The sequence below is a fragment of the Thermotomaculum hydrothermale genome (assembly GCF_016592575.1).
GTDB classification, from domain to species: domain Bacteria; phylum Acidobacteriota; class Holophagae; order Thermotomaculales; family Thermotomaculaceae; genus Thermotomaculum; species Thermotomaculum hydrothermale.
Map to the genome: position 1 here is coordinate 315,086 of NZ_AP017470.1, position 26,760 is coordinate 341,845.

Consider the following 26,760-nt stretch of genomic DNA (forward strand, 5'->3'; position numbering starts at 1 on the left):
GTGGGGGGATTTTATTTCAACAGCGGGTTTGATGAAAATTCTATTTCTTTTATGTTGTTTTTAACCGCAATTAGTTGGGCGGTGATTGAAACTGCAATCTCTTCCGGTGTTTTTGATTCTATGGGGAAGCCTATTGGGGCATAGACTTTTTTTAGTTTTTCTTCACCAATTCCTTCATTTTTTAGCTGTTTAAAGATTTCCTTTACCTTGTGGAGACTTCCCATCATTCCAAGGTATTTTAAGTCCAAGTTTACAAGTTGTTTTAAAACCTCTTTGTCAAAGTTGTGTTTTGGGGTCATTATTACAACATAGTCTGATTGTTTAAGTTCAATTGTTTCTGTTATTTTTTCAAAATCGGAAATTATAATTCTCTGTGCATACGGGTGTTTTTCTCTTGTCGCCCATTCCTTTCTGTTGTCAACAACAGTTACAAAGAAACCGCATTTTGAAGCAATTTCAGATAGTTGAACAGCGCAATGTCCCCCGCCGATTATGTAAAGGTTTTCCTTTGTGTTTAACGGTTCAACAAACACCTCAACAATCCCGCCGCAGATAGAGTTAATGTCTATTGCCTCACTGTTTGTGTTTTTTATACTTTTCCCAGTCAAGTTGAATGTGTATGTTTGTGGCTTTTCAATCTTTCTTTCCTTTACAAATTTTATTATCTCAAATTCAACCTCTCCCCCCCCAATTGTGCCAATAGTCTTTCCGTCAGGGAAAATAAGCATCTTTGCTCCCTCTCTGCAGGATGTTATCCCCTTTGTTTTTGTAACTATTGAAAGGTAAGCTTCTTCATTCTTTTCTTTTAGTTCTGCAATTTTTTTAAACAGGTTATCCATTATTTTTTGCCTCATCAATTGCCTTTAATATGTTTTCAGGGGTTGCTGGGGGCATAAGGTTTGATATTCCCCCTTCGCTTTCAATTGCGTTTTTTATTGCTAAAAATACACTGTGTCCATAAAGGAATGGTGGTTCTCCTATTCCCTTTGAACCGAAAACGCTTGCATATTTTGAGTTGCTTTCAAATATTTCTATGTCAAATTTTTCAGGGATGTCGGATATTGTGGGGATTTTATAGGTTGATGGGGATATGCTTAAAGGAACACCATCTTTGTAAACCATATCTTCAGTTGTAAGCCAGCCTGCTCCCTGGACAAATGCACCTGCAATCTGGCCTAACTCAATCTCCCTGTTTAACGATTTTCCTGTTTCGTGGATTATCTTTGTTTTTAAAATCTTGTACTCTCCTGTTAGTAAATCAACCTTTACACTTGATATTGCTATCCCGTGAACATAGTAAAGAAATGGCTTGCCTTTCCCCTTTTCTTTGTTAAATCCTGTAATTTTAGGGGTTTTGTAAAACTGGTATTCAGCAAGCTTTTCCCTTTCCCACAATGCCTTGTTGATTACCTTGGCAATAGGGATTTTTCCCCCATTACAGTGTGCAAAGTTGTCTTTAAATTCTATTTTTTTGCAATCAATGTTGAACTCTTCTTTAAAAATCCTTTTAGCAATTTTTTCAAGCCTTTTTCTTAAAATTTCAGCGCTTTTTCTTGCAGCGTTTCCGTTTAAATCAACTGCTGTGGATGCTGCTGTTGGTGGTAAATTTGCAATTACCTTTGTGTTAACGCTTTCAATGTGAATTTTATCAAAGGAAATCCCTAAAATTTTAGATACAATTTGCGCAACCCTTGTAGATACCTCCTGTCCCATTTCAACTCCGCCGTGGGATACTGACACGCTTCCGTCTGGATAGAGAATTACAAGGGCATATCCCCTGTTTAAAGCCTTTGTTGTAAAGGAAATTCCAAATTTTATTGGAGCAACGCCTACTCCAATTTTTTCAAATTTGTTCTTTGTGTTAAACTCAATAGCCTTTCTTTTCCAATCAAAGTAAACAGGTTTTATTTTGTTGAAGATTATATCAAGATAGCACTCTTCAAGCTTCTGGCTGTATGGGGTTATGTCTCCCTTTTTGTACAGGTTTTTGAATCTTATTTCAAATGGGTCTTTCCCCAATTTTTTTGCAACTTCGTTTAAAATGTATTCTGCAAAAAAGGTGCCCTGGGGCCCCCCAAATCCCCTGAACGCTGTAAATGGGTGGTAATTTGTTTTGCAGACCCTTGCCTTAAGGTTAAAGTTTTCAATAAAATAGCAATTTTCAGCGTTTAAAACACACCTTTCAAGAACAGGGATTGATAAATCTGCATAGGCTCCCCCGTTGCTAAATATTTCGTATTCAAGTGCTTTAATTTTGCCCTCTTTTGTAAAGCCACACTTATACTTTGCCTTAAATTGATGCCTTTTCCCTGTTGCTGTAATGTCGTGGTCTCTTAATAGCCTTAACTCAACCTCTCTTTTTGTTTTATAACTTGCAATTGCACATATTGCGGTAAACAGGGTGGGTGAATGCTCCTTGCCGCCAAATGCCCCGCCAATCCTTTTAATTTCAACAGTTATCTTGTTTATTGGCAATGCTAAAACCGGTGCAATGTGCTCCTGAATTTCTGTTGGGCTTTGAGATGCAGGCAAAACCTTAAATCCCTTTTCTTCAGGTATTACTCTGCAACTCTGGGTTTCCATATAAAAGTGTTCCTGAATTGGGGTTGTAATTTCCCCCTCAATTATAAAATCGCTTTCTAAAAAGCCTTTCCTTGTATTTCCTTTCTTGATTTTAAGCGGTGGATTGAAAAATGAGTTTTTCTCTATTGCCTTTTCAATGGTTAAGATTGGCTCTAATTCTTCATATTCAACCTTAACCTTTTTTGAGGCCAAAATAGCAGAATAGTAATCCTTGCAGACGACAGCGCATACAGGCTGGCCAAAGTACTCAACCTCTCTTTCAGGAAAAACAGGTTCTCCCTTTTCCATTTCTCCAATGTCGTTTTCCCCTGGAATATCTTTGTATGTAATAATGTCAACGAAACCTTCTACCTTTTTTGCGTCTTCAAAGTCAATATTTTTTATAATCCCCTTTGGGATTTTTGAAAAAACAGGGTAAACATAGAGCATTCCATTTTGTTTTGGCAAATCGCTTACAAATCTTGCTTTGCCTGTTGCGTGTAAAATACCGTCTATGTGAGGGATTTTTTCAGTCATTTTCCCTTCCTTAATGTAAAAAAATGTTTTATTACCTGATTGTAAACAAGTTTTCTCCTGAATTCCTCACTTCCCCTGACATCTGAAATTGGCTTAACAGATCTGGCGCAAATCTTTGCTGCTTCTTCAATTGTTTCGTCATTTATCTCTTTACCTTTTAAAAGCTCTTCAGCATTATAAATTCGAACAGGATAGGGGAAAACCCCTCCGAAAGATATTGAAACATCTTTAATTTTCTTATTCTGAATACTGGCAATTATGCATGAGTTAACGCTTGCAATGTCAACCTCTTTTCTCTTTGATGTTTTGATATATGAAACCTTGCCCTGTGGTATTTCAAATTCAATGCTTTCAATTAACTCGTTCTGTTTTAATTCAGTTTCTTTATAGTTTTTGTAAAACTTTGAAAGTAAAACTTTTCTTTTTCCTTTTTTACTTCTTAAAGTTAAATTTGCATCTGTGGCGAGAAGGAAGACTGCGCTGTCTGCTATAGGGGATGCATTTGCTACATTTCCTGCAATTGTGCCAATGTTTCTTATTTGCTTTGAGCCGATAAATTCAAAGAATTCTATTAATTGATTTAATTTTTCTCTTCTGGCAAAATCTATAAACTCCTGAAAGGTTACATTTCCCCCTATTTTTACTTTGTTGTTTTCTTTGTGAATAAACTTTAACTCTTTCAGTTGAGAGATGTCAATTACTCTCTCAAAGAAATCCTCACCCTTGTTTATCCTTACAAGCAAGTCTGAACAACCGTTGAATATTTTGCACTTTTCCTTTTCAAGAATGCTTAATGCTTCGTCTAATGTTTCAGGTATTATGTATTTTTTAATGGGAGAATTTGGGATTTTAGGAATAAGTTTCCCCCCTTTTCTTCGATTTTTTTTCAAATCTTTTTCAGTTTTTTTAATAAATTCAGGCTTTTTGAAGTGCTTTGTGGTTATATCTTTGCACGCATTTTTTATTGATTTGTATCCTGTACACCTGCAAAGGTTTCCTGATAGTGCTTTGTTTATTTCGTTGTTATCTGGATTTGCATTATTTAAAAGAAGGCCAAGCAAACTCATTATCGTTCCCGGAGTGCAAAACCCGCATTGAATTGCATGGTTGTCAACAAATGCCTTTTGTATCTGGTTTAACTCCCCGTTTTCTGCTAAACCTTCAATGGTTATTATGTGCTTTCCTTCAATTTTAAATACAGGGTAAATACAAGATGTGATTGCTTTATAGACAATCCTTTTTTCAATAGGCGAATATTCCCCTATTACAACGGTGCAGGCACCGCAATCCCCCTCAGAGCAACCCTTTTTGCTTCCTGTGAGTTTTAAATCCTCTCTCAAAAAATCAAGAAGGGAAAAATGCTTTATTTTTTCTATGTTAAAACTAATTTTTTCACCGTTTAAAAAAAATATAATCTCTTCTTTTGCCATCAATGAATTATAACATTAGCAGGCACTCCCTTCAAATTACATTTTTTCCCAAAAAACTGTCTTGTCCTGATATATGTTGGCCCAAAAAACCAATGGCAGGAGGGAAAAATTAGAAGTTTTTAATATAAAACGCTGTATAGATTGAGGGGAAAGAGTTTTATAAAGAGGTTTTGAATGTTGGATGTTAAATGTTAGATTGAGGATTAACATTTTTAATTTAAAAAAACTCTTCCTCAATTCATTTATAAACAAAGTCAAGTGGGGAAATAATTTTTTTGTTTCACCTCCTTTCTTGAATTCAGGTTAAAGGTTATATATCTATCGGTTCACCTTTGCTTTTTAGCATTATCAGGGATTCTTCATTCATTTATCCGAGGTCATTGCCTCACTTTGCTTTCCATAAGCCGGTTCCTAAACAAAATTTAGTGCTTATATGCACATGGATTATGACAGGGTGTCCCGGCTTAAATGGAATCGCCTGATTGAAAGGCGAACCGCTCCTTGCTTTAAGTTGTTATCAATGGTTTCTCACATTTGTTTTCTCCCGTTACAAGCATTGGGTTATACGGCCTTTTGTGTATAAGTACCCCGTAGCATATTGCCGCTATTTTTCTTGATAGTGCCACTCTTGCTTTTTTCCAGCCTTTTCTTCTTTTTATGTTTTCATACCATTTTTTTAGCGGTATGGAGTTACAACTTTTTGATCTTAAAACAGCTATTGCCACCTGTGAGAGGTATCCCCTGAGCATTCCGTTTCCCTGTTTGGTTATTCCCTGATTGCCTATTGTTTTGCCTCCGCTTTCTCTTATTTTAGGGCATTGACCGAAGTAGGATATGAGTTTGCGTACGTTTTTAAATCTTTCTATGTTTTTTCCTACCCTTGAGATAAATGCGGCAGAAGTTATTTTCCCCATTCCGGGGACGGTTAATAGCAGATTGTACATTTCTTTAAAGTCGGCATCTTTGTTTATTTGAGAGTGTATTAATTGTTCCGTTTGTTCTATTTGCTTTTCAAGTAGTTTGAATTGTTCAAACATGTGGGATATTTCAAAGTGGAGTATAGGTTGTGTTTCAGATGATATGCTTTTTAGAACAGATTCAATCTTTTTAGCTTTATTGAGTGTTCTTAAAGGTATTTTTATTTCTTTTTCCCTTAATCTTTGCCTTATTCTGTTTATTAGCCTTGTTCTGCTTTTTACAAGGTCAGCACGGTGGGATATGAGTTTGCGTAAACTATGTTCTTTTTCCGACGGGATATATACAGGTTCTGGAAGGATTTCTTTCCATAAGCTTATTGCAAGCCGTTTTGCATCTTCTTTATCTGTTTTTTTCATTGACTTTGAGATGTAGGCGTTTTTTAAGGTGTTTACCACATATACAGATATTCCTATGGCTTTGAGTATGTTGCAGTATTGAAAGGTTAATGAACTGATTTCAATTGCCGAATAGATTTCGTTTTCTTCAATTAGGCTTTCAAAAAAGGTAATAAATGTTTGCTCTTCAGTGTCAATTTCTTTGCTTTTAACCTTTGTTCCCTGCTCGTTTATAATGTAGATGTAACTTTTTTTAGTGTGCAGGTCAATTCCGCAGTATAATTTCGGTTTTTTTGAGGTACAATGTTTCATGTCAAGCCTCCTTTCTGTAAGGGTTTCTTAGGGCCTATTTTATCAAAAGTGAGGCACAGACCTCGTGAAAGAAATAGTGAGGCATAGACCTCGAAGAATAGGCCCCGGGGGCTTGACTTTGTTTATAGCAACATAATCTATAATCGAAAATCAATAATCCAAGATCCATAATTTAAAATCCCAAATTCAAATTTATATGGGAATGTTTTAACTTTTTTCAGCAGGGGACACTAACACTCAAGACCTAAAATCCCCAAACCATTTTTTTATTGACACCTTTCTTTTTGTTGTTATACTTTTACAGGTAAATTTTTAAGAGGGAGAGGTATGTTTGATCAACTTACCGACAAGCTAAACAATGCATTTAGAAAAATAAAAGGCGTAGCAAGGATTACAGAGAGAAACATTGAGGAGCCTCTGCGTGAGATAAGAATGGCTCTCCTTGAGGCGGATGTAAACTACAAGATTGTTAAGCAGTTTACTGAGAGTATAAAACAAAAGGCATTGGGAGTTGAGGTTTCAAAGGCTTTAAACCCGGGACAGCAGTTTATAAAGATTGTTCATGATGAACTTGTTAAAGTTTTAGGTGAAAAAGCAGAGGATTTAAAACTTGAGCCAACAAAAACTAATGTGATTATGATGGTTGGTTTACAGGGTTCAGGTAAAACAACCTCTTCTGGAAAACTTGCAGCATACCTTAAAAAACAGGGTTTTTTCCCTCTCCTTGTTCCTGCTGATGTTTACAGACCTGCTGCTATTGAGCAGTTAAAGGTTGTAGGTAAGGCTGTTAATGTTCCTGTTTTTGATATTGGAGAGGATAGAAATCCTGTGTCAATTGCAAAAAAGGCGGTTAAAGAGGCAAAGGACAAAGGCTTCAATGTTGTAATTATAGATACAGCAGGTAGATTGCACATTGATGAAGAGTTAATGAAAGAGTTAAAGGATATTGAAAAAGAGGTGAATCCAGACGAGATTCTTTTTACAGTTGACTCGATGACAGGTCAGGATGCGGTTAAATCAGCTGCTGCCTTTGATAAAGAACTTCCCTTAACAGGTGTTGTTTTAACTAAACTTGACGGTGATGCAAGAGGTGGTGCTGCACTTTCAGTTAAGTTTGTAACAGGCAAGCCTATTAAGTTTGTCGGTGTAGGAGAAAAATATACCGATTTTGAAAAATTCCATCCGGACAGAATGGCCTCAAGAATTCTTGGTATGGGCGATGTTATGTCGCTTATTGAGAAAGCGGAAGAGGTTGTTGATAAGAAGAAGGCCGAAGAGTTACAGAAAAAGATAAAAAAAGACCAGTTTACTCTTGAAGATTTTAGAGACCAGTTGTTACAATTAACAAAAATGGGTTCAATGGAAAAGATTCTGGGTATGATACCGGGTATGGCCAATATTAAGAATGCATCTAAAATGATGGATGATAAAAAGGTTAAACACCTTGTTGCTATAATTAACTCAATGACTCCTCAGGAGAGGAGAAATCACCAGATTATAAATGGAAAGAGAAGAAAGAGGATTGCAAGGGGTTCAGGAAGGCCTGTGCAGGAAGTCAACCAGTTGCTGAAGCAGTTTGTACAGATGAAAAAGATGATGAAACAGTTGTCAAACCCTTCCTTTCTTGGTAAAATGAAAAACCTGAAGAAATTAAGGAATATGGATTTTCCTTTTTAATAAATGGAGGTGGATGCTAATGATTGCTATTAGATTGAAGAGGATGGGAAAGAAGAAGAAGCCGTTCTACAGAATTGTTGTTTCCGAGGACGATTACAGACCTACAGGAAGGTTTGTAGAGGAAATCGGATATTACAACCCAATGACAGATCCTGCGGATGTCAAAATTGATGTAGAGAAAGCGAGAAAGTGGCTAAAAGAAGGCGCTAAGGTTTCCCATACTGTTCAAACATTGTTTAAAAAACACAACGTATATTAATTTTGCCTTAGGTAAGGTGCCCTGTAAAAGTTAAGGAGGAAGGATATGAAAGATTTGTTGTTAGCTATTGCTAAAGCATTGGTTGATCACCCGGATAAGGTTGAGGTAAACGAGGTTGAGGGAGCGCAGACAACTGTGCTTGAACTTAAAGTGGCTCCTGAGGATTTAGGAAAAGTTATTGGAAAACAGGGAAGAACTGCCAGGGCAATCAGGACAATTCTTAACGCAGCTGGAATGAAGTTAAAGAAAAGATTTGTCCTTGAGATTCTGGAGTAATTTAATATTAAGTAAATGAAGGTTGAATACCTTACCATAGGCAAGATTGCAAAACCGCAGGGAAATAAAGGGGAAGTCATAGTTAATATTGAAACTGACTTCCCCTCTCGTTTTTTTGAATCTGAGTTTCTACTTGTAAAAACCGAAGAAGAAATCCTTAAACTAAAAGTTTTAAATGCAAGAAACCACAAGGGAAGAGTTGTCCTTAAATTTGAAGGGTACAATTCTATAAATGATGCTGAAACCTTGAGGGATGCGGAAATAATTATCCCTGAAAGCGAAAAAATGGAAGAGGAAGATTTTTACTACTTTTATCAGCTTGAAGGTATGGAAGTGGAAACCATTGATGGAGAAAAACTTGGCAGCGTAAAATCAGTCCTTGTTATAGATGGCAATCACGATGTTTTAGAAGTGAAAAATAAAAATGGACAGGATATTTTAATCCCTTTTGTGAAAGATATATGTGTTGAGGTTGATACAGACTCTAATCTAATTAAAGTTAATATGCCTGAAGGATTAAAAGAGGCAAACTTTTTTAAGGGTAAAGACAAAAAGAAAAAAGGCAGGAAAAGGATTTTTAGAAAGCCTTCAAAAAATTAAAATGGAAAAATCCGAGAACAAAAAGGTAATACAATTTAAGATAATTACAATATTTCCTGATTTTTTTAAGCCTATGCTTGAATATGGTATATTTTCAAGGGCTTATAAAAAAGGGCTTATTGGTTTTGAAACGATTGATTTAAGGGATTTTGCAACAGATAATTATAAATCTGTTGACGATGAGCCCTATGGCGGTGGAAGCGGGATGGTTTTTAAGCCTATCCCTTTAGGTAAAGCAATAAAAAAGGCTAAAAGTAAAAAGGAAACAAAGGTTGTTTACCTTACCCCCTCAGGAAGGGTTTTCAACTCTGATATTGCAAAGGAATTGGCGAAAGAGGAGGAGTTGGTTTTTATCTGCGGAAGGTATGAGGGGATTGACCAGAGAATAGTTGATTTGTATGTTGATTATGAAATTTCAATTGGAGATTATGTAATTTCCGGCGGGGAATTAGCGGCAATGGTTGTAGTTGATGCAGTTGCAAGGCAGGTTAAGGGGGTTGTAAAAGAGATGGATTCTGTTGTAAAAGACTCATTTTACGATGGGCTTCTTGACTATCCCCATTACACAAGGCCGGAAACCTATAACGGGCTAAAAGTACCGGAAGTTTTATTAAGTGGAGACCATAAAAGGATTGAATTATGGCGGGAAAAAATGAAATTGGTGGAAACCCTGACAAAGAGGCCAGACTTACTGGAGAGGGCAAAGTTGAACGATTTGCAGAGGAAGCTTCTCAAAGAGATAAAACAGCAGTTGAGAAGACTAACCTGATTTATATTGCCCTTCTTCATTATTTAATTAAAAAAAGAGACGGCTCTTTGGGGTTTACCTCAATCACCAACCTTGACATTCATGATATTGCAAGGCTTTCAAAAACCTTTGAATTGGGAAAATTCTTCGTTGTATCCCCTGTTGAATCTCAGAAAGAGCATGCAAGGGCAATTGTTGACCACTGGACAAAGGGCTTTGGCTCAACATATAATCAGTTTAGAAGAGAGGCATTTGAAAAGGTTGAAATAATTGACACACTTGAAGATTGCGTCTCTTACATAAAAAATACCACAGGGAAAGAGCCTGTCATAATTGGAACTGCTGCAAAGAAAATATTTAATAAAATTATTGATTATTCCGATGTATGTGATAAAATGCTATCCGCTGGCTTTCCTGTGCTTGTTGTATTCGGCACAGGATGGGGGCTTCACGAGGAAGCGGCAGAGAAGTGTCATTACTTCCTTGAACCGATTGAAGGGGTGCTTGATTACAATCACCTTTCGGTAAGAAGCGCAGTAACCATAACGGTTGATAGAATAGTTAGAAAACTTTTATATAAGGAGAGATGAAATGGACATCATTCAGGAATTTGAAAAAAAGCAGTTGAGAAACGACATTCCCCAGTTTAAACCTGGAGATACTTTAAAGGTTTATGTAAAAGTAAAGGAAGGGGAAAAGGAGAGAATTCAGATCTTTCAGGGGCTTTGCATTGCAAGAAAGCACGGTGGTTTAAGAGAAACTTTTACAGTTAGAAAGATATCGCAGGGTGTCGGTGTTGAAAGAATATTCCCTCTTCACTCACCTTTTATTGAAAAGATTGAGGTTGTAAGAGTTGGTAAGGTTAGAAGAGCTAAACTTTACTACATTAGAGAGAAAATTGGTAAGAAAGCAAGAATTAAAGAAAAGAAGACCTGGTAAAGCAAATAGTTTTCAAAATACACCCCGCTTTTTGCGGGGTTTTGTTTTTTTGATTGGTAATTTGACTTTATGTTTTTTATGTATGAAAAAGCACATATTTCAAGCCTGAAAATGCCCTTTTCCTTGACAAAAACGGAAAAACCTTTAAAATTTGTGAGGGACTAAAAAGAGTGTGTTTGCCAGATTTGCGGAAGTGGCGGAATTGGCAGACGCGCTAGACTTAGGATCTAGTGTCTTTCGGCGTGGGGGTTCGAGTCCCCCCTTCCGCACCAAATCCTGATTAAAAATTAACTTTAAGGAGATTTAAATGGATAAAAAGATTGAGAAAAAGAACGATGTTGTAAAAGAAGGTATTTTAAACCTTCCATTTAGCGAATTGGAAAATGAATATAACGAAATTGTAAAAGAATACAGAAATGCAGCAAGTATCCCCGGTTTCAGAAAAGGGAAAGCACCTGTTTCAATTATAGAGGGTAGATTCAAATACGAAATTGAAAGAGAGTTATTGAAATACATTGTTGAAAAGTATTATAACGAGGTAAAAGAGGAAGCAGGCAAAACTGTTTACGAGCATTTAAGTTCATATGATTTTAGCAAGAAAGACGGTGCAACCTTAAAATTCTACTTTGAGGTAATGCCTGAAATTGAAAACATTGACCTTGAAAACCTTGAAGTGAAGATTAAAAAGGAAAAAGAGGTAAATATAGACGAAGAGGTTGAGAAGGTAATTGAGGATTTGAGAAATAAGTATGCAAAGGTTAAGCCTGTTGAGGATAGAGACACAGTTGAAAAAGGCGATATAGTTACAATGAAAATTTACGGAGAAGATGAAGAAGGTAAGACTCTTTTTGACAATGAAAACTTTGAACTTGAGATAAACCCTGACAACGACGATATGTGGAAATTGGTTTCAGAGAAATTAATAGGGGCTAAAAAAGGTGAGGAAACAAAATTTGAAATTGAATTCCCTGATGAAGAAAAGTTTTCAGGTTTTAAAGGAAAAAAGGTGAAATTCACTGTTACTGTTAACAATATTAATGTTAAAGAGATGCCGGAAGTTGATGAAGAGTTTGCAAAAACCCTGAACTTTGACTCTGTTGATGCTTTGAAAAAAGACATAAGGGAAAGCATTGAAAAGAGGCTTAAAGAGGTTAGAAGAGAAGAGAAGATTCACAATTTCTTTGAAAAACTATTTTCAGAGGTTGATATTCCTGTGCCTCCTGTGTATGCGAGGGAAGAGGCAAAGAGAATGATTCAGGATTATTTAAGAAATTTAGGATACAACAAGGCGGATGAAAATATAATCAATACATTAATGCCTCAATACTATATGGCTGCTGTTGATAATGTAAAGAGGATGATTGTTCTTTCTAAACTTGCTGAAATGTTTAATGTTGAGGTGACCGAAGATGAATTGGACGAATTTTTAAAACCTTTTGTTCCTCAATTTGGTGAAAATGCAACACTTGAAAGCGTTAAATTCAGGCTTGATGAAGAAGGCCAGTTAGAAGATATAAAAGAATCCCTTAAAAGGGAAAAAGCTCTTGATTTACTTATTGAAAAGGCAAAGTTTGTTGAGGTTAGCGAAGAGGAATACGAAGATGAGCACAAGGCAAGGGTTGAAAAAATGAAAAAGATGCTTGAAGAGAAAACTGAAGAGATGAAAAAGGAAAGAGAAGAGAAAGAAAAGGCAGAGGAAAATAAAGAGGAAAAAACAGAAGAGTCTTCCGATAAAGGGGAAGAGGAGGCTAACTAATGCTTATTCCAATGGTAATTGAACAAACAGGTAGGGGTGAAAGGGCTTACGATATATACTCCCGTTTGTTAAAGGACAATATAATATTTTTAGGCACCCCTATTGATGACAATGTGGCAAATCTTGTTATTGCCCAGTTGCTGTTTTTAGAGGCTGAAAATCCTGATAAAGATGTTTACCTTTACATTAACTCTCCCGGCGGTTCTGTTTCTGCAGGGCTTGCAATCTATGACACAATGCAGTTTATAAAGCCGGATGTTACAACAATTTGCATTGGTCAGGCTGCTTCAATGGCTGCGGTGCTTCTTGCGGGGGGGACAAAGGGTAAGAGGTTTGCACTTCCTAATTCAAGGATTTTAATCCATCAGCCAATGGGTGGAATGCAGGGACAGGCTTCTGATATTGAAATACACGCTAATGAAATAATAAGGATAAAAAAGCTTTTAAATGAGATACTCTCAAAGCATACAGGCCAGCCAATTGAAAAGATTGAAAAAGATACTGACAGAGATTATATTATGAGCGCTAAGGAAGCCGTTGATTACGGCATTATTGACAAAATTATTACAAGGAACGAGTAATGGGAGAAAAATCTAAATTTTACAGAACAAAAGCAGTATGCTCTTTCTGCGGAAGGAGTGAAAACGAGGTTGACAAACTTATCCAGGGAGAAAACTCCTTTATTTGCGATAGGTGTGTTGAACTTTGCAATGAGTTAATAACAAAAGAAAAAAAGATTGTTTACAATGAGAAGAAAAAGACTTTGCCAAAGCCTGCTGAGATTAAGGCTTTTCTTGATAAGTATGTTATAGGCCAGGATGAGGCTAAAAAGAAACTCTCTGTTGCTGTTTACAATCATTACAAGAGAATCCTTTTTGAGGAAACAAAGGACAGAGGAGATAAGTTTGAGCTTGATAAAAGCAATATTTTGATGATTGGGCCTACCGGGACAGGAAAAACCCTTCTTGCCCAGACTCTTGCAAAGTTTTTAGATGTTCCATTTGCAATTGCAGATGCTACAACCTTAACAGAGGCAGGCTATGTTGGAGAAGATGTTGAAAATATCCTGTTAAGGCTTATTCAGGCTGCTGACTTTGATGTGAAAAAGGCTGAAAAAGGGATAATATTTATTGACGAAATTGACAAGATAGGAAGAAAAAGCGAAAACCCTTCAATTACAAGAGATGTTTCTGGCGAGGGAGTACAGCAGGCTCTTTTGAAGATAATAGAGGGGACTGTTGCAAATGTGCCTCCGCAGGGAGGAAGGAAACACCCGTATCAGGAGTTTATCCAGATAAACACCAAAAACATACTCTTTATTTGCGGTGGAGCCTTTGTTGGGCTTGAAAAAATAATAGCTTCAAGGTTGGGGAAAAAGGTTGTTGGTTTTAAAACTGTTGAGGGAATGAAAAAAGCAGATGTATCCAGAGAAAATATAATAAACTATGTAATGAGTGAAGATATAATCAAATACGGGCTTATCCCTGAGCTTGTGGGAAGGCTTCCTGTTATCACTGTTCTTCATGACTTAGACAGAAACGCTTTAAAGAAAATCCTTGTTGAGCCTGAAAACTCTCTTGTTAAGCAGTATAAAAAGATATTTGAAATGGACGGAATAGAGCTTGAGTTTAAGGAAGACGCCCTTGACGAAATAGTTGACGAGGCAATAAGAAGCAAGTTGGGAGCAAGGGGTTTAAGGCAGATTATGGAAGAGGTTATGTTTGAGTATATGTTTGAAGCTCCTTCTAAAAAAGGAATTAAAAAGGTAACAATTGACGCTGCTCATGTTAAATCTATCCTTGAGAAAAAAAAGATAGGTTAATCTATGGAAAAAATTAAACACCCTATTTTTGCCTTTGACAATGTGGTATTTTTCCCGGAAGTTGAAGACGATATCCTTTTAGAAAAAGAGTACAATAAAAAAGCCTTTGACTATGCAAGGGAAAGCAGGATAGACCCTATTATTCTCCTTGTTAAAGGCGAAACTTTTATCCCTTCTGTGACAGACTTTTACACTGTAGGCGTCAGGTTAAAGGTTGTAAACTCATTAACTGAGCCTTCAGGGGAAAGCACCCTTGTAAGTGTAAAGGGAGTATCTCTTTTTTCTGTTAACCATATTGAAGACAAAGGCGGTTTTTTTGTATGCGAGGGGAAGGAGATTGATGTAAAAGACGGTTACGATATCTTCAAAGCAGTTGAATATGTGAACGACATTAAAAGCTTAATGAATAAAAACACCCTTGCAATAAGAAAGTTAATAATACTCAAACACCTTGAAAAGGCAATGAGAAGGGTTAACCACCCTGTTGCTTTTGTAAACAATTTAATTTATGCTTTAAAACTGCCCCTTGAAGAGAAACAGGAGTTGCTTGAAACCTTTAACACTGAATTTAAGTTAAAGAGAGTGTATGAGTTTTTAAAAGACAGGGTGGATAAGTACAGGTATGAAATTGAAATTGAAAAAAAGGTTAAAAAGAATGTTGAGGAGAGCCAGAAGCGGTTTTTCCTTAACGAGAAATTGAAGGCAATAAAGGAAGAGTTGGGTTATACAGGGGAAAACGATTTAGAAAAGCTTAAAGAGCAGATTGAAAAAGCCGGTATGAGCAAAGAGGCTTATACCAAGGCAATGGAAGAGTTGAAAAGGCTTGAAACAATGAATCCTGCATCTGCAGAAGCCTCTGTTTCAAGAACATATATTCAGTGGCTTATAGATGTGCCGTGGAAAAAGAAAACAAGGGACAACCTTGATATTCAGAGGGCAAGAAAGGTATTGGACAGAGACCATTACGGCCTGACAGATGTAAAAGAGAGAATTATTGAATTTCTTGCAGTAAGAAAGCTAAATAAAACAAAGAGAAACCCTATTATATGCTTTGTTGGACCTCCTGGAGTAGGTAAAACCTCTCTCGCAAGAGCTATCGCTGAATCTATCGGTAGAAAGTTTGTAAGAATGTCATTAGGTGGAGTAAGAGACGAGGCTGAAATTAGAGGGCATAGAAGAACCTATATAGGGGCAATCCCGGGAAGATTGATTTATCTGATGAAAAAGGCAGGGACAATTAACCCCTTAATGCTTCTTGATGAGATTGATAAGCTTTCTTCTGATTTCAGGGGAGACCCATCAAGCGCACTTTTAGAGGCTTTGGACCCTGAACAAAATTCTCACTTTGTTGACCATTACCTTGATGTGGATTACGATTTATCAAGGGTTTTCTTTATACTTACAGCAAACATACTTGATACAATCCCGGCTCCTTTAAGGGACAGGTTTGAGATAATAAGAATTCCAGGCTACACATTTAACGAAAAAATGGAGATAGCAAAGAGACACCTTATTCCAAAAAAACTTGCAGAGACTGGTTTGAAAAAATTTGAGCCAGAAATAAAAGATAGTGCGCTGGAAGTTGTTATTGAAAGGTATACAAGAGAGGCTGGGGTAAGAACACTGGAGAGGACAATAGAGAAGCTTTTTAGAAAGTGTGCGGTTGATATTGTTGAAAAAGACAGGTTTAAAAAAGGCTTTTTAATTACAGAAGACCTTGTTTACGAAAAATTGGGAGTTCCAATCTATAAATCATCTGTTGCAGAGGAAGCGCCTCAGGTTGGGGTTGCAACCGGGCTTGCGTGGACTCCTGCAGGCGGGGATGTTCTTTTTATTGAAGTTATGACAATGCCAGGCAGTGAGAGGATTGACATTACAGGGCAGTTAGGAGATGTAATGAAAGAGTCAATCAAGGCGGCTTTTTCATACATAAAGGCAAATTACAAAAAGTTTGGAATAAATATTGAGAAAATCAGGAATACCGATATTCATGTTCATATCCCGGAGGGGGCTATCCCCAAAGATGGGCCTTCAGCAGGCATTACAGTGACTGCTGCAATATTTTCTGCATTGACAAAAAGAGAAGTACCGAATACTATTGCTATGACCGGGGAAATTACTTTAAGGGGAAGGGTGCTTCCTGTTGGTGGTATAAAAGAAAAATTGCTTGCTGCCCACAGGGCAGGCATTTATGAGGTGATTTTACCCTACGAAAATGAGAAAGATTTAGCTGAAATCCCTGAAGAAATTAAAAATGTTATGGCATTTCATCTGGTAAAAAATATGGATGAGGTTATTGATATTTTGTTTAACCAGCAAAAAATTAAGGAAGAGAATATTTTGCCTTCCGAATCTTCCGGTGAAAAAGATTTGAGAGATTACAAATAGAGTTGAAAATTTTATGATTGGAAAGAAGTTTACTTTTATCAAGAGTGCAACAGGTATAAGGGATTTCCCGCCTATTGAATTGCCACACCTTGCTTTTGCAGGGCGTTCAAATGTGGGTAAATCATCCCTTATAAATAAACTGGCAAACACTAAAAAACTTGCAAAGGTTAGCCAGACGCCTGGTAAAACAAGGCTTTTAAACATTTTTAATGTTGATGATAGGTTTCTACTTGTTGACTTGCCAGGATATGGGTATGCAAAGGTGAGCAAAGAAATGCAAAAACAGTGGAGAAAAATGATTGAAGACTATTTAATTACAACAAAAGATATAATGATTCTGGTGTTTTTGATTGATTCAAGGCATGAGCCTCAAAAAAAAGATAGAGAATTGTATGAATTTTTGGTATATAATGATATTGAGTTTATAATAGCCGCTACAAAAACGGATAAACTTTCAAAGAACCAATTAAACAAAAACCTTGCTGTTTTGAGAAAAGAGTTTAAGGTGCCTGATTACAGATTTTACCCGGTTTCCTCAAAAACAGGTGAAGGAATCAAGGAATTGGAAGATTATTTAAAACTAACAATAGACAATTTTTATAAGGAGTGATTGTATGGATTACAGTCTTGCAGATTTAAAGGAAAAAAATGAAAAGGAATTGAAGAAGATTGCAAAGGAATTAGGTGTTGAAGTACCAAAGGGAATTAGCCTAAATGAATTGATGTTTCTTATTTTGAAAGCTCAAACTGAAAAAAATGGGTTGATATTCTCCGAAGGTGTCCTTGAAATTTTACCTGAGGGTTTTGGGTTTTTGAGAGCCCCTGAGTATAATTACCTTCCAGGGCCTGATGATATATATGTTTCCCCCTCTCAGATTAAAAAGTTTGAATTAAAAACTGGAGATACAATTTCAGGGCAGGTAAGGCCTCCCAAAGACGGGGAAAGGTTTTTTGCTTTAATAAAGGTTGAAGCAATTAACTTTGAGCCTCCTTCAGTGAAGAGGCAGGGTACTTTTGACAGTATGACCCCGCTTTATCCTATGGAGAGGATAAGGCTTGAAACAGACAACCCTAAGAATTTATCCCCAAGGATTATGGATTTGCTTACTCCTATCGGTAAAGGGCAGAGGGGTTTGATTGTTGCACCTCCGAGAACAGGTAAAACAATGCTTTTGCAGGCTATTGCAAATTCAATCACCACAAATCACCCTGAGGTTTATTTAATAGTTCTTCTCATTGATGAAAGGCCTGAAGAGGTTACTGATATGGAAAGGTCTGTAAAAGGAGAGGTTATTAGTTCAACCTTTGATGAGCCAGCAGACAGGCATGTACATGTTGCAGAGATGGTAATTGAAAAGGCAAAAAGGCTTGTTGAGTATAAAAGGGATGTTGTAATTCTCCTTGACAGTATTACAAGGCTTGCAAGGGCTTACAATGCAATTGTTCCCCCATCAGGTAAGGTTTTATCAGGCGGTGTTGATTCGAACGCATTGCAGAGGCCAAAAAGGTTTTTTGGTGCTGCAAGGAATATTGAAGAGGGCGGCAGTTTAACAATTATTGCCACAGCATTGATTGAAACAGGCTCAAGGATGGATGATGTTATTTTTGAAGAGTTCAAGGGTACTGGTAATATGGAGCTTGTTCTTGACAGAAGGCTTGCAGACAAGAGAATTTTCCCTGCAATTGATATTGATAAATCAGGTACCAGGAAGGAAGAGTTACTCTGTGACGAATTTGAATTAAACAGGGTATGGGTGTTAAGAAAAGTACTTGCACCACTTTCAACTGTTGAAAAGATGGAATTGCTTATTGAAAGGCTTTCAAAATACAAAACAAACAGGGAATTTCTTGAATCTTTAAGCAGAGGCTAAAATGAGAAAGATAATTGTCTTTCTTATTATTTTGTTTTTGTTACCTGCGTTTTCAAAGCCAAAGCAGGATAAGGAAATTCTTGATTTAATTAAAAAAATTAAAGAGAATTACTTAACTATTGAAAGTTTTAAGGCGGATTTTAAACAGGTTAAAAAATCCCCTTTGTTGAAAAATAGTGCAATAACTTACGGGAAGTTTTATTTTAAAAAGCCAGATAAACTCCTTCTTGAGTTTACAAAGCCTTATAAACTAAAAATTTTTTATAAAAAGAATAAAATTTACAGGTTTGATGAAAAGAGAAAGGTTTACGCTGTTTTAAACATTAAAAGGCATAAAGAGAATGCTGTAAACTTTCTAAATGTTTCAAAAACCTTTGACTTCCTTACAAAATACTTTGTAATTAAAAAGGTTAAAACAAAAAAGAAGGATATTTATCTTATATTCTTCCCGAAGAAAAGAAGGGTGAAAAAAAAGTTTAAGATAGTTGAGATGTGGCTTGATTCTGAAACATTCCTTTTTAAAAAGCTTCATATTGAAGAGCAAAACGGAACTGTAACAGATATTTTAGTAAGCAGGGTTAAAACAAATATTAAGATAAAAGATTCAGTTTTTGAGTTTTCAAAAAAGGGATACAAAAAAGAGAAATGGCAGTGATTTTCCATAAACTTCATTCTTCAGGAAATGATTTTTTAGTGTTAGCGGAAGAAGAAAACCCTTCACTTCAACTAAAAGAAAACAAAGATTTTATTGGAAAGATTTGCCACAGAAATTTTGGGATTGGTGCAGACGGAATTTTTTTTGTTTATTCAAACGGCACGGTAAAACACTTTGACCCTGACGGAAGCGAGAGTTTTTGTGTAAATGGAAGCCTTTGCCTTGCTTTTTTAAAAAAGAGAATTTCGTATATTCCTTCAGAATTTAGTTTAAACGGAGTGAAAGTCAAAATTGCAAATTCAGATTACCCTGAAATAAGTTTTTTCCCAAAAGTAAATTCCTGTGAAAGGAAAACTGTTGATGGTGTAAATGGGCTTTTTGTGGATATAGGGAATCCCCATTTTTTTGTTGAAGGGATTGAGCCTGAAAAAGAGCTTGCAACAGTTTTAAGAAATTCAAAATCATTTGAAAAAGGGGCAAACATCTCCTTTTTTGAAGTGCTTGAAGATAAAGTTATCAAGATTGCCACTTTTGAAAGGGGGGTGGAGGATTTTACCCTTGCCTGCGGTTCTGCCTGTGCCGCCTTCTGCGTGGGGTTTAATATGAAAGAAGCTAAATTTATTCCCCTTTCAGGGATTCCATTGAATGTTAAGTTTTCAGATAATACCCTTTATGTAAAGGGGGAGGTACAATATGTTGCGAAAGGTAATTGTTTTATTTAGTTTTACTTTATTTTGCATTTTGGGTTTATCAAAAACAGATAAAAACCTTATTAAAATCAAACTTAAAAATGGAGAAACTTACAGGGTTAATAAGCTTGAAATTTACGGTAACGCTGAGCCTGACAGGTTCTGGTACACTGACAAAGACGGGTTTTATGTTGATGTTTCATTCAAGGATTTAGTTGAGATAAAGAATACTGCTAAAGGGATTTACCTTGTAAAGATTAGAACCGGTGCTGAAAAGGTAAAAAAGATTGAAAATTTAAAGTTTAAATTTAACAATGGAAAGGGAAGGGATTTGAATGTTCCGCTTTCAGATATTGAGTTTATAAAGTTTACCACACATAAATGCGATAAAATATGCCCTTTGGGACATATTTTCAGGAACACAGATTTTATTTACTGCCCTTACGATGGGTTGTTGTTAAAGCCGCTTGAAACTGAAAAGGTTGAAACTATAAAATAAAAAACCCCTCAAAAGAGGGGCTTTATATACTCTCTAAAACCGGAAGTATAAAGATTTTAATCCCTTCTTCCTTATACTTTTCTTTTAAATCAACCAATTTGCTTTTAATTCTCTCTATATTTTTTTGTGAATCCACAATAATAAGTGTGTTGTTTAAGTCTGGAAATACATTGTCTCCTAAGTGATAGCCGGAAGTATTCCCCTTTCCCTTTACATTTTCAATTATACTGAACCCATTAACATTCAGGGATTTTAAAACTTTGTTCACCTCTTCATCAAGTATATTGTTGAAGAATGCTAAGAGCATAACTTTATCCATTTGCCACCTCTTTTCTTTTTTCAAAGATATAGTATACAGTTGGCACTATTATAAGGGTAATAAGAGTTGAAACTGACAAACCACCGATTAAGGTAATTCCCAATTCATTCCACATTTCACTTCCCTCTCCCCTGCTTAAAGCCATTGGTATTGTTCCGCTAATTGTTGTTAGGGTTGTCATTAAAACAGGCCTTAACCTTGACTGCCCGGCCTCTTTAATTGCTTCTGCAAGTTCATATCCCCTTGCCCTTAGAAGGTTTATGTAATCCACAAGAACAATAGCGTTGTTAACAACAATTCCCATTAGCATTACCACTCCGATGAAAGATATTAAAGATAGCGGGGTATTGGTTAATATAAACGCAGCAATTACTCCTGTAAAGGTAAAAGGTATGGAAAACATAATGTAAAACGGCTGTCTAAGTGATTCGAACTGTGATGCCATTACCATATAGACAAGTAAAATTCCAAGTATTAAGAGCAGAGTTAATGTCCTAAATGCCTTCCTCTGTTCTTCAACATCGCCGCCAAATTTGTAATGGTATCCAGGTGGGAACGGTGTTTTTTTCAATGCTTCCTTAATCTTTCTCGTTGCCTCTCCCAAGGTTATTCCATATGTTGATGCTTCAACCTTTACAACTCTTTCCCTGTCAATCCTTTCAATTTTTACAGGCCCTAAATTCTGCTCAAAAGAAACAAGGTCTGAAAGAGATACAGTTTTCCCGTTTTTTAAAGGTATTTTTATCCTCTCTAAATCTTCCATACCTGTCCTGTATTTATCCTGAAGCCTTACAAATATATCAAAGTCTTTTGACCCTTCTCTAAACTTTGAAGCAGCATTGCCGTAAAAGGAAGTTCTGAATATGTATGCTATATCTGCAGGTGTAAGCCCTGCTTTTGCAAGTTTTACCCTGTCTATTTTCACCCATATCTCCTGCCTCGGTTTCTCAAGGGAAACTGTTACATCAACAACTCCAGGTATTCTTTCAAACTCTTTTTTTACCCTGTTGCCAATCTCCCTTAATTTAGGCAAGTCGTCTCCGTAAATTTCAAGAGATATTGGTTTTCCTCCACCTGAGAAAAATATTTTCTGATATGCACTCATTGCTGAAACTGAAAGTTTTTCAATTCCAGGTATCTTTTCCAATTCTTTTCTCAACACATTTGCAACCTCTTTTGCGCTTCTTTTTCTCTTTTCCTTATCAACCAATTTTGCACCTGATTGGATTATGTAATTCCCCTCTTCGTAACCTAAAACATTTCCCACACCCTTTTTTGTTCTTCCAACAAATGCATAGTATGTCTTTTTCTCTGGCACAAGTTTGTCGTATAACTCTGCAACCTTTTTTACCATTCTCTTGCCTTCGTCAAGCCTTACCCTTTCATTTAGCCTTATTTCAATGTTTAACTCGCCGTTGTCTGCCTCAGGAAGAAACTCTGTTCCTATTAACGGAACAAGGAAAAGGAGAAGGAAAAATATTCCAAACATTAAAGCAACTGTTTTCTTTGGGTTGTCTATGGCTAGTGCAAGGAGTTTTTTATATCCCCTTTCAATTGATTGATATATTTCTTCTGTTTTGGTGAAAAGCTTTGAGTGGGCGAATTTCCCCTTTGCACTCATCCACTTTGCGGCAAGCATTGGAGCAAGTGTTAGAGCGGTAAAAAGTGAGCCTAAAAGGGTGATGGTTACAAGAACAGCCAATTGCCCGAAAATAATCTTTGTAATTCCCTTTGCAAATATCATTGGGAGAAAAACAACAACTGTGGTTAAGGTTGATGCTGTAATTGCAAGCCCCATTTCAGATGCACCTGAAATTGCCGCCTTTTTCCTGAATTGCTCTCCCTTTTCAAGTTTTTTTGTTATATTTTCAGTTACAACAATGGCATTGTCCACCACCATTCCAATTGCAATAGTCAGGGACATAAGGGAAATAACATTAATTGTATAGCCTAAAAGATACATCCCTATAAATCCTATTATGAGTGAGAATGGGATTGTTAGCGATACAATCATTGATGTCCTGAAACTTCTCAAAAACAGATAGGTTATTAAAATAACGATTAATCCGCCTAAAAACAAACTCTGTTTAAGGTTGTCTATCATCTTCACAATTGAATCCCTTGTGTTGATTATCTCTGTAATCTGAACATCGCTTGGAAGAATTTTTCTTATTTCATCTAACTTTTTTTCAGCCCTGTCAACAACATCAACAGTGTTTGCCCCAGATTGTTTTTGAACATACATAACAAGTGATGGTTTACCTAATGAAAGGCCATAGCCAATTTCCTCTTCCAAACCGTCTTCAACCTTTGCAATGTCTTTCAAAAACACAACTTTGCCATTAAAGACTAAAACAGGCATTTCAGCTAATTCCCTTGCTGATTTAAACCTTGCAGGTATTCTTAGCATATATTCGCTTATCCCTGTTTTTATTGAGCCTAAAGGCAAATCAATGTTTTGCTTTTTTATTGCCTCAATTACCTGTAATGTTGTAAGGTGATAGGTTGCAAGTTTTTCAGGATCAAAAAATACATTTATTTGCCTGTCCCTTTCACCTTCAATTACAACAGTACCAACACCGGGGACTTTCTTTAAATTGTCGGCGATAACATCTTTTGCAAGCCTTGCAAGCTGAGGGTAACTCTCTTTTGCGTTAACAGATAAGATTAAAACAGGTGCCATTGCTGAGTTGAATTTAAATATCATAGGCCTGTCAATGTCTTTTGGCAATTCCTTCATAGCAAGGTCAATCTTATCCCTTACATCGTTTGCCGCAACGTCAAGATTTGTTCCCCAGTCAAATTTACAGGTTACAATAGAAATATTGTCTTTTGATGTAGAAAGTAATTTGTCAAGATTATTTACCGAGCTTAATTTATCTTCAAGAATTTTTGTAACATCGTTTTCAACATCAGTTGCACTTGCACCGGGATATGTTGTAATTACTGATATAGCAGGGGGGTCTATCTTGGGTAAAAGGTCAATGCTTAAGAAAAATACTGACACCGCACCTAAAATAAATACCCCTAAAAACAGCATTGCAACTGTTACAGGTTTTTTTACGGCAAATTCTGGCAGTCTCATAGCTTTTCAATCTCCTTTACATCAACCTTGAAACCTGTTTTTAAAATTCCCTGTCCTTTTACAACAACCATATCCCCTATGTTTAAGCCTTCAAGCACCTCTTGATAATTACCGTTGATTCTTCCAAGTTTAAGGTTAACCTGTTGAACTGTGTTGTCCTTATTAACCTTGAATACATAGTAAACCCCTGTTGCTGGAAGCCTCATAAGCGAATCCCTGTCAACGGCTGGCGCATTGTACTTTCCTATTACAACCTTTACTTTGACATACATGCCGGGTTTGATTGTTCCGTCTTTGTTTTCTATGATAGATTCAACCTTCCCGCTTCTTGAAACAAAGTCAACAGCGGCAGATTTCTTACTGATTGGTACTTTTTCTTTTAAGTTTATAGCAGGGATGGTTGCTTCAACATAGCTTGATTTATCAATTTTGTTAAACAACTCTTCTGATACGTTTGTTACAATTTTAACCTTTTTTAAGTCGTCAATAACATAAATCGGTTTTCCTGCGGCAACATTTCCCACATCGTACAATTTGTCGGTTATTGTTCCGTTTATAGGGGATTTAACAAAATAGTCTTTTAACCTTTCCTTTAACGAGTTGTACTGGTCGGTTAAAGCCTTCTCTGTGCTTAATGTTGCTTTGTATTCAGCCTCTATTTCTTCCAACTTATGCTTTGAAATTGCATCTTTTTCATAAAGCCTCTTAAACCTTTTAACATCTTTTTCAAGGAGAATTCTCTTTGCTTTTACAGTGTTAATCTGATTTTTTAACCCCTTTAACTGATTGTCAATAACCCTGTGGTCTATTATGGCAACAATCTCTCCCTTTTTAACAGAATCACCAATATCTTTTTTCATTTCAATTACTGTGCCCTGGACTGTTGGCACAAGGTAAACCCTGTTTGATGGAAGTATCTCCCCGTCTCTCTCCTCTGACAGTAAAAAGGTTTTTTCGCTAACCTTAAAAACAGATACAGGAATTGCTTTCATCTCGTTTACCTTTTCCCCTTCTTTTTTTGAACAAGAAGGCATAAAAAAGAGTGTTAAAGCAAAAATGAATACAAAAATTTTATTCTTCATGGGTTTCCTCCCCTAATTTTTTGCAAAGCCAGAGTATTTTGATTTTTTGAGCTTTTAATTTTTCACCGGTAATCAGGTAATTTGCCTCATTTTGTTTTAAATCTGTAATTGCATCCTTTAAGTCAACGGAAGATACAATGTGCTCTTTAAACTGAAGTTTAACAACCCTGTAATTCTCTTTTGCAGCCTCAAATGCTTTTTTTGAAAATTTATACTGTTTTTTTAATGCGTTAAGTGTTTCAAGTTCATTTTCAATCTGAATCTTTATCTTTTCTTTTGTGTCATCATAAAGGTCTGTTGTTTTTTCGGATAATTTCAAATACCTTTTTTTGTTGTAATGGCTTTTCATTCCATCAAAGATTTTGAATTTAACGCCTACATAGTAAGTTGTATTTGATTTAACAGGATTCAAAGCATTTGTGGTGTCGTTGTATTCAACCTTTGCCACAAGTTGTGGAAGGTTTAGGGATTTTTCAATCTTTGCCTTTAGCTTGTAAACATCTGATTGTGTTTTTAATAGCTTTAATTCTTCCCTGTTTTCTAATGCAAGCTTAACAGGTTCTTTCCATAATTTAATGTCTTTTAGAGGGGATATATCATCTTCATTTACCTTTGTGAAAGAAATTCTTTCAATATCTCCTAAAACAACCTTTAATTTCCCCTTTAATTCTGCCTTTTGAGCCTCAAGGTTTAGTTTTAAAGCCTCAATCCTTAAAACATCGCTTTTGGGAACAAACCCTTCCTCCCTGAATTCTTTAATATCCTTTAAGTGTGAGTTTATTGCGTCTATTGAATGGTTAATTACATCAATGTAACTTTTTAATGTTAATGCATCTGTGTACCTGTCAAGGAGGTTAATAGCCACCTGCCTTTTCGTAAGGTTTACGTTTAAAATTGCAGCCTCAAATCCCTTTTTAGCAGATTTGTAGGCTGAACTTCTTCCACCAAAATCGTATAACAACCAGTTTAATGTAATGTTAAAGTTTGTGAAATTATCATCTGTTAAGGGGAAGTAAACATCAATTGGAGCAAAACTCCCAGCCGGTAAAACAACTAAAGGCTCTTTGTCGTAAATAACCTTAAAGTATCCTGCTTCAATATCAGGAAAGTATAAAGACCTTACTGACTTGACCTGGTATTCAGAGGATTTAACCTCTTTCATTGCAGATTGAATTTCTTTGTTGTTTTTAAATGCGTTTTCAAGAAGGGTGTTGAAATCTGCCGCCTCTAATAAAAATGAAAACAAAAGTAATACCAGTACCGTTATTTTTCTCATTTAATCCCCTCCATTCCCTTTAAGATAAAGGTGTATAAGATTTCTGAATCTTTTTTTATATCCATCTCCCTGTTGAAGAAAATAAAGTATTTTGCAAAGTTCACTATTGCCTCGTGTATCAAAAAGGCTATCTTTTCCCTTTCTTTTTTAACTCCGGATTCTTCAAGTATATTCCCTATTAGTGAGGTAATCCTTTTAATGTGATAGGTTAAAAATTTTCCGTGCATTGTTTCGCTGTTTGGGGCAACGCAGTCAAGCATCTTGATTTCATTTGCATATAAAATGAGAATGTCTTTGTTTTCGTTGAAGAATGAAAGGGAAAGGGAGACAATTGTTTGCAATTTTTCTGTCCAGGATTTACATTTTTCTATTTTTTCAATTAGATTTCCCCAGGCTTCTTCAACTGAATTTTCAATTACTGAGGTAATTAACTCATCTTTGCTTTTGAAATAGTTGTAAAAGGTGCCTTTTGCAAGGCCGCAGAATTTTGCCAATTTCTCCATTGAAAACTCATTTAATCCATAATTGCTTATAAACTCTTTTGTTTTTTTAATTATTGCTTCTTTTTTAATGCTTTCAAAGTCAATTGCCATAGTTCCTCCGAATGTAGAGTTTATTTTCTGACCGATTGTTCATTATAATGAATTAAAGTTCAATGTCAAGAA

The 26,760-nt window shown here is 36.1% G+C and carries 25 protein-coding genes and 1 tRNA gene; 17 read left to right on the forward strand and 9 right to left on the reverse strand.

The window, feature by feature from the left end; all coding sequences use genetic code 11:
• Positions 1-11: 11 nt before the first annotated feature.
• From TTHT_RS01430 to TTHT_RS01445, 4 genes are all read right to left on the reverse strand, one after another.
• Positions 12-854 (reverse strand): XdhC family protein, encoded by an 843-nt coding sequence (locus tag TTHT_RS01430; protein WP_201328261.1) that lies wholly within the window; start codon positions 852-854, stop codon positions 12-14.
• Positions 832-3,099 carry a molybdopterin cofactor-binding domain-containing protein gene (locus TTHT_RS01435; protein ID WP_201328262.1) on the reverse strand — a complete coding sequence of 756 codons (2,268 nt, stop codon included), beginning with the start codon at positions 3,097-3,099 and terminating at the stop codon, positions 832-834. Before TTHT_RS01435 ends, TTHT_RS01430 begins: the two co-directional genes overlap by 23 nt.
• Positions 3,096-4,529 carry an FAD binding domain-containing protein gene (locus TTHT_RS01440; RefSeq protein WP_201328263.1) on the reverse strand — a complete coding sequence of 478 codons (1,434 nt, stop codon included), beginning with the start codon at positions 4,527-4,529 and terminating at the stop codon, positions 3,096-3,098. The genes TTHT_RS01435 and TTHT_RS01440 overlap by 4 nt, the downstream gene beginning before the upstream one ends.
• 506 nt (positions 4,530-5,035) lie before the next feature.
• The gene (locus tag TTHT_RS01445) at positions 5,036-6,154 is read right to left on the reverse strand and encodes an IS110 family RNA-guided transposase (RefSeq protein ID WP_201327034.1); all 1,119 of its coding nucleotides are present in this window, start codon (positions 6,152-6,154) and stop codon (positions 5,036-5,038) included.
• A gap of 327 nt (positions 6,155-6,481) precedes the next feature.
• Here TTHT_RS01445 and ffh point away from each other — a divergent pair, with 327 nt between their 5' ends.
• The 17 genes from ffh to TTHT_RS01525 all read left to right on the forward strand — a co-directional run bounded on the left by ffh (position 6,482) and on the right by TTHT_RS01525 (position 20,333).
• Positions 6,482-7,831, forward strand: a complete 1,350-nt coding sequence (gene ffh / locus TTHT_RS01450; RefSeq protein WP_201328264.1) for a signal recognition particle protein — start codon at positions 6,482-6,484, stop codon at positions 7,829-7,831.
• A 13-nt stretch (positions 7,832-7,844) separates the two neighbouring features.
• A complete protein-coding gene (gene rpsP / locus TTHT_RS01455) occupies positions 7,845-8,090 on the forward strand; it encodes a 30S ribosomal protein S16 (protein ID WP_201328265.1) in 246 nt (81 codons plus the stop codon).
• Positions 8,091-8,135: 45 nt separating this feature from the next.
• Positions 8,136-8,366 (forward strand): KH domain-containing protein, encoded by a 231-nt coding sequence (locus TTHT_RS01460; protein ID WP_201328266.1) that lies wholly within the window; start codon positions 8,136-8,138, stop codon positions 8,364-8,366.
• Between the two features lie 15 nt (positions 8,367-8,381).
• Positions 8,382-8,966: a ribosome maturation factor RimM gene (gene rimM, locus TTHT_RS01465; protein ID WP_201328267.1), complete on the forward strand. Its 585-nt coding sequence runs from the start codon at positions 8,382-8,384 to the stop codon at positions 8,964-8,966.
• Position 8,967: 1 nt separating this feature from the next.
• On the forward strand, positions 8,968-9,735 hold the full coding sequence (trmD, locus tag TTHT_RS01470) for a tRNA (guanosine(37)-N1)-methyltransferase TrmD (RefSeq protein WP_201328268.1): 768 nt from the start codon (positions 8,968-8,970) through the stop codon (positions 9,733-9,735).
• Positions 9,624-10,304 (forward strand): RNA methyltransferase, encoded by a 681-nt coding sequence (locus tag TTHT_RS10800; RefSeq protein WP_456243432.1) that lies wholly within the window; start codon positions 9,624-9,626, stop codon positions 10,302-10,304. Before trmD ends, TTHT_RS10800 begins: the two co-directional genes overlap by 112 nt.
• Position 10,305: 1 nt before the next feature.
• A complete protein-coding gene (gene rplS, locus TTHT_RS01475; protein WP_201328269.1) occupies positions 10,306-10,653 on the forward strand; it encodes a 50S ribosomal protein L19 in 348 nt (115 codons plus the stop codon).
• A gap of 187 nt (positions 10,654-10,840) precedes the next feature.
• Positions 10,841-10,925 (forward strand) — tRNA-Leu (locus TTHT_RS01480).
• A gap of 35 nt (positions 10,926-10,960) precedes the next feature.
• On the forward strand, positions 10,961-12,409 hold the full coding sequence (gene tig / locus TTHT_RS01485) for a trigger factor (RefSeq protein WP_201328270.1): 1,449 nt from the start codon (positions 10,961-10,963) through the stop codon (positions 12,407-12,409).
• A complete protein-coding gene (gene clpP / locus TTHT_RS01490) occupies positions 12,409-12,990 on the forward strand; it encodes an ATP-dependent Clp endopeptidase proteolytic subunit ClpP (RefSeq protein ID WP_201328271.1) in 582 nt (193 codons plus the stop codon). Before tig ends, clpP begins: the two co-directional genes overlap by 1 nt.
• On the forward strand, positions 12,990-14,231 hold the full coding sequence (gene clpX, locus TTHT_RS01495) for an ATP-dependent Clp protease ATP-binding subunit ClpX (protein WP_201328272.1): 1,242 nt from the start codon (positions 12,990-12,992) through the stop codon (positions 14,229-14,231). Before clpP ends, clpX begins: the two co-directional genes overlap by 1 nt.
• A gap of 3 nt (positions 14,232-14,234) precedes the next feature.
• Positions 14,235-16,619 carry an endopeptidase La gene (gene lon / locus TTHT_RS01500; RefSeq protein ID WP_201328273.1) on the forward strand — a complete coding sequence of 795 codons (2,385 nt, stop codon included), beginning with the start codon at positions 14,235-14,237 and terminating at the stop codon, positions 16,617-16,619.
• A 13-nt stretch (positions 16,620-16,632) separates the two neighbouring features.
• Entirely contained in the window at positions 16,633-17,229 is a 597-nt protein-coding gene (yihA, locus tag TTHT_RS01505) for a ribosome biogenesis GTP-binding protein YihA/YsxC (protein ID WP_201328274.1), read from the forward strand.
• Positions 17,230-17,233: 4 nt separating this feature from the next.
• On the forward strand, positions 17,234-18,490 hold the full coding sequence (rho, locus tag TTHT_RS01510; protein ID WP_201328275.1) for a transcription termination factor Rho: 1,257 nt from the start codon (positions 17,234-17,236) through the stop codon (positions 18,488-18,490).
• A gap of 1 nt (position 18,491) precedes the next feature.
• The gene (locus tag TTHT_RS01515) at positions 18,492-19,145 is read left to right on the forward strand and encodes a LolA family protein (protein ID WP_201328276.1); all 654 of its coding nucleotides are present in this window, start codon (positions 18,492-18,494) and stop codon (positions 19,143-19,145) included.
• Positions 19,136-19,867 (forward strand): diaminopimelate epimerase, encoded by a 732-nt coding sequence (gene dapF / locus TTHT_RS01520; protein ID WP_201328277.1) that lies wholly within the window; start codon positions 19,136-19,138, stop codon positions 19,865-19,867. The genes TTHT_RS01515 and dapF overlap by 10 nt, the downstream gene beginning before the upstream one ends.
• Positions 19,839-20,333, forward strand: a complete 495-nt coding sequence (locus tag TTHT_RS01525; RefSeq protein ID WP_201328278.1) for a hypothetical protein — start codon at positions 19,839-19,841, stop codon at positions 20,331-20,333. Before dapF ends, TTHT_RS01525 begins: the two co-directional genes overlap by 29 nt.
• A gap of 22 nt (positions 20,334-20,355) precedes the next feature.
• Here the strand turns inward: TTHT_RS01525 and TTHT_RS01530 are convergent, their stop codons facing one another.
• Genes TTHT_RS01530 through TTHT_RS01550 form a run of 5 tightly spaced genes read right to left on the reverse strand, consistent with a single transcriptional unit; the run spans position 20,356 to position 26,688 of the window.
• Positions 20,356-20,652: a PG0541 family transporter-associated protein gene (locus tag TTHT_RS01530; protein ID WP_201328279.1), complete on the reverse strand. Its 297-nt coding sequence runs from the start codon at positions 20,650-20,652 to the stop codon at positions 20,356-20,358.
• Positions 20,645-23,737: an efflux RND transporter permease subunit gene (locus TTHT_RS01535; RefSeq protein WP_201328280.1), complete on the reverse strand. Its 3,093-nt coding sequence runs from the start codon at positions 23,735-23,737 to the stop codon at positions 20,645-20,647. The genes TTHT_RS01530 and TTHT_RS01535 overlap by 8 nt, the downstream gene beginning before the upstream one ends.
• The gene (locus TTHT_RS01540; RefSeq protein WP_201328281.1) at positions 23,734-24,819 is read right to left on the reverse strand and encodes an efflux RND transporter periplasmic adaptor subunit; all 1,086 of its coding nucleotides are present in this window, start codon (positions 24,817-24,819) and stop codon (positions 23,734-23,736) included. Before TTHT_RS01540 ends, TTHT_RS01535 begins: the two co-directional genes overlap by 4 nt.
• Positions 24,809-26,095: a TolC family protein gene (locus tag TTHT_RS01545; protein ID WP_201328282.1), complete on the reverse strand. Its 1,287-nt coding sequence runs from the start codon at positions 26,093-26,095 to the stop codon at positions 24,809-24,811. The genes TTHT_RS01540 and TTHT_RS01545 overlap by 11 nt, the downstream gene beginning before the upstream one ends.
• On the reverse strand, positions 26,092-26,688 hold the full coding sequence (locus TTHT_RS01550; protein ID WP_201328283.1) for a TetR/AcrR family transcriptional regulator: 597 nt from the start codon (positions 26,686-26,688) through the stop codon (positions 26,092-26,094). The genes TTHT_RS01545 and TTHT_RS01550 overlap by 4 nt, the downstream gene beginning before the upstream one ends.
• Positions 26,689-26,760: the final 72 nt, after the last annotated feature.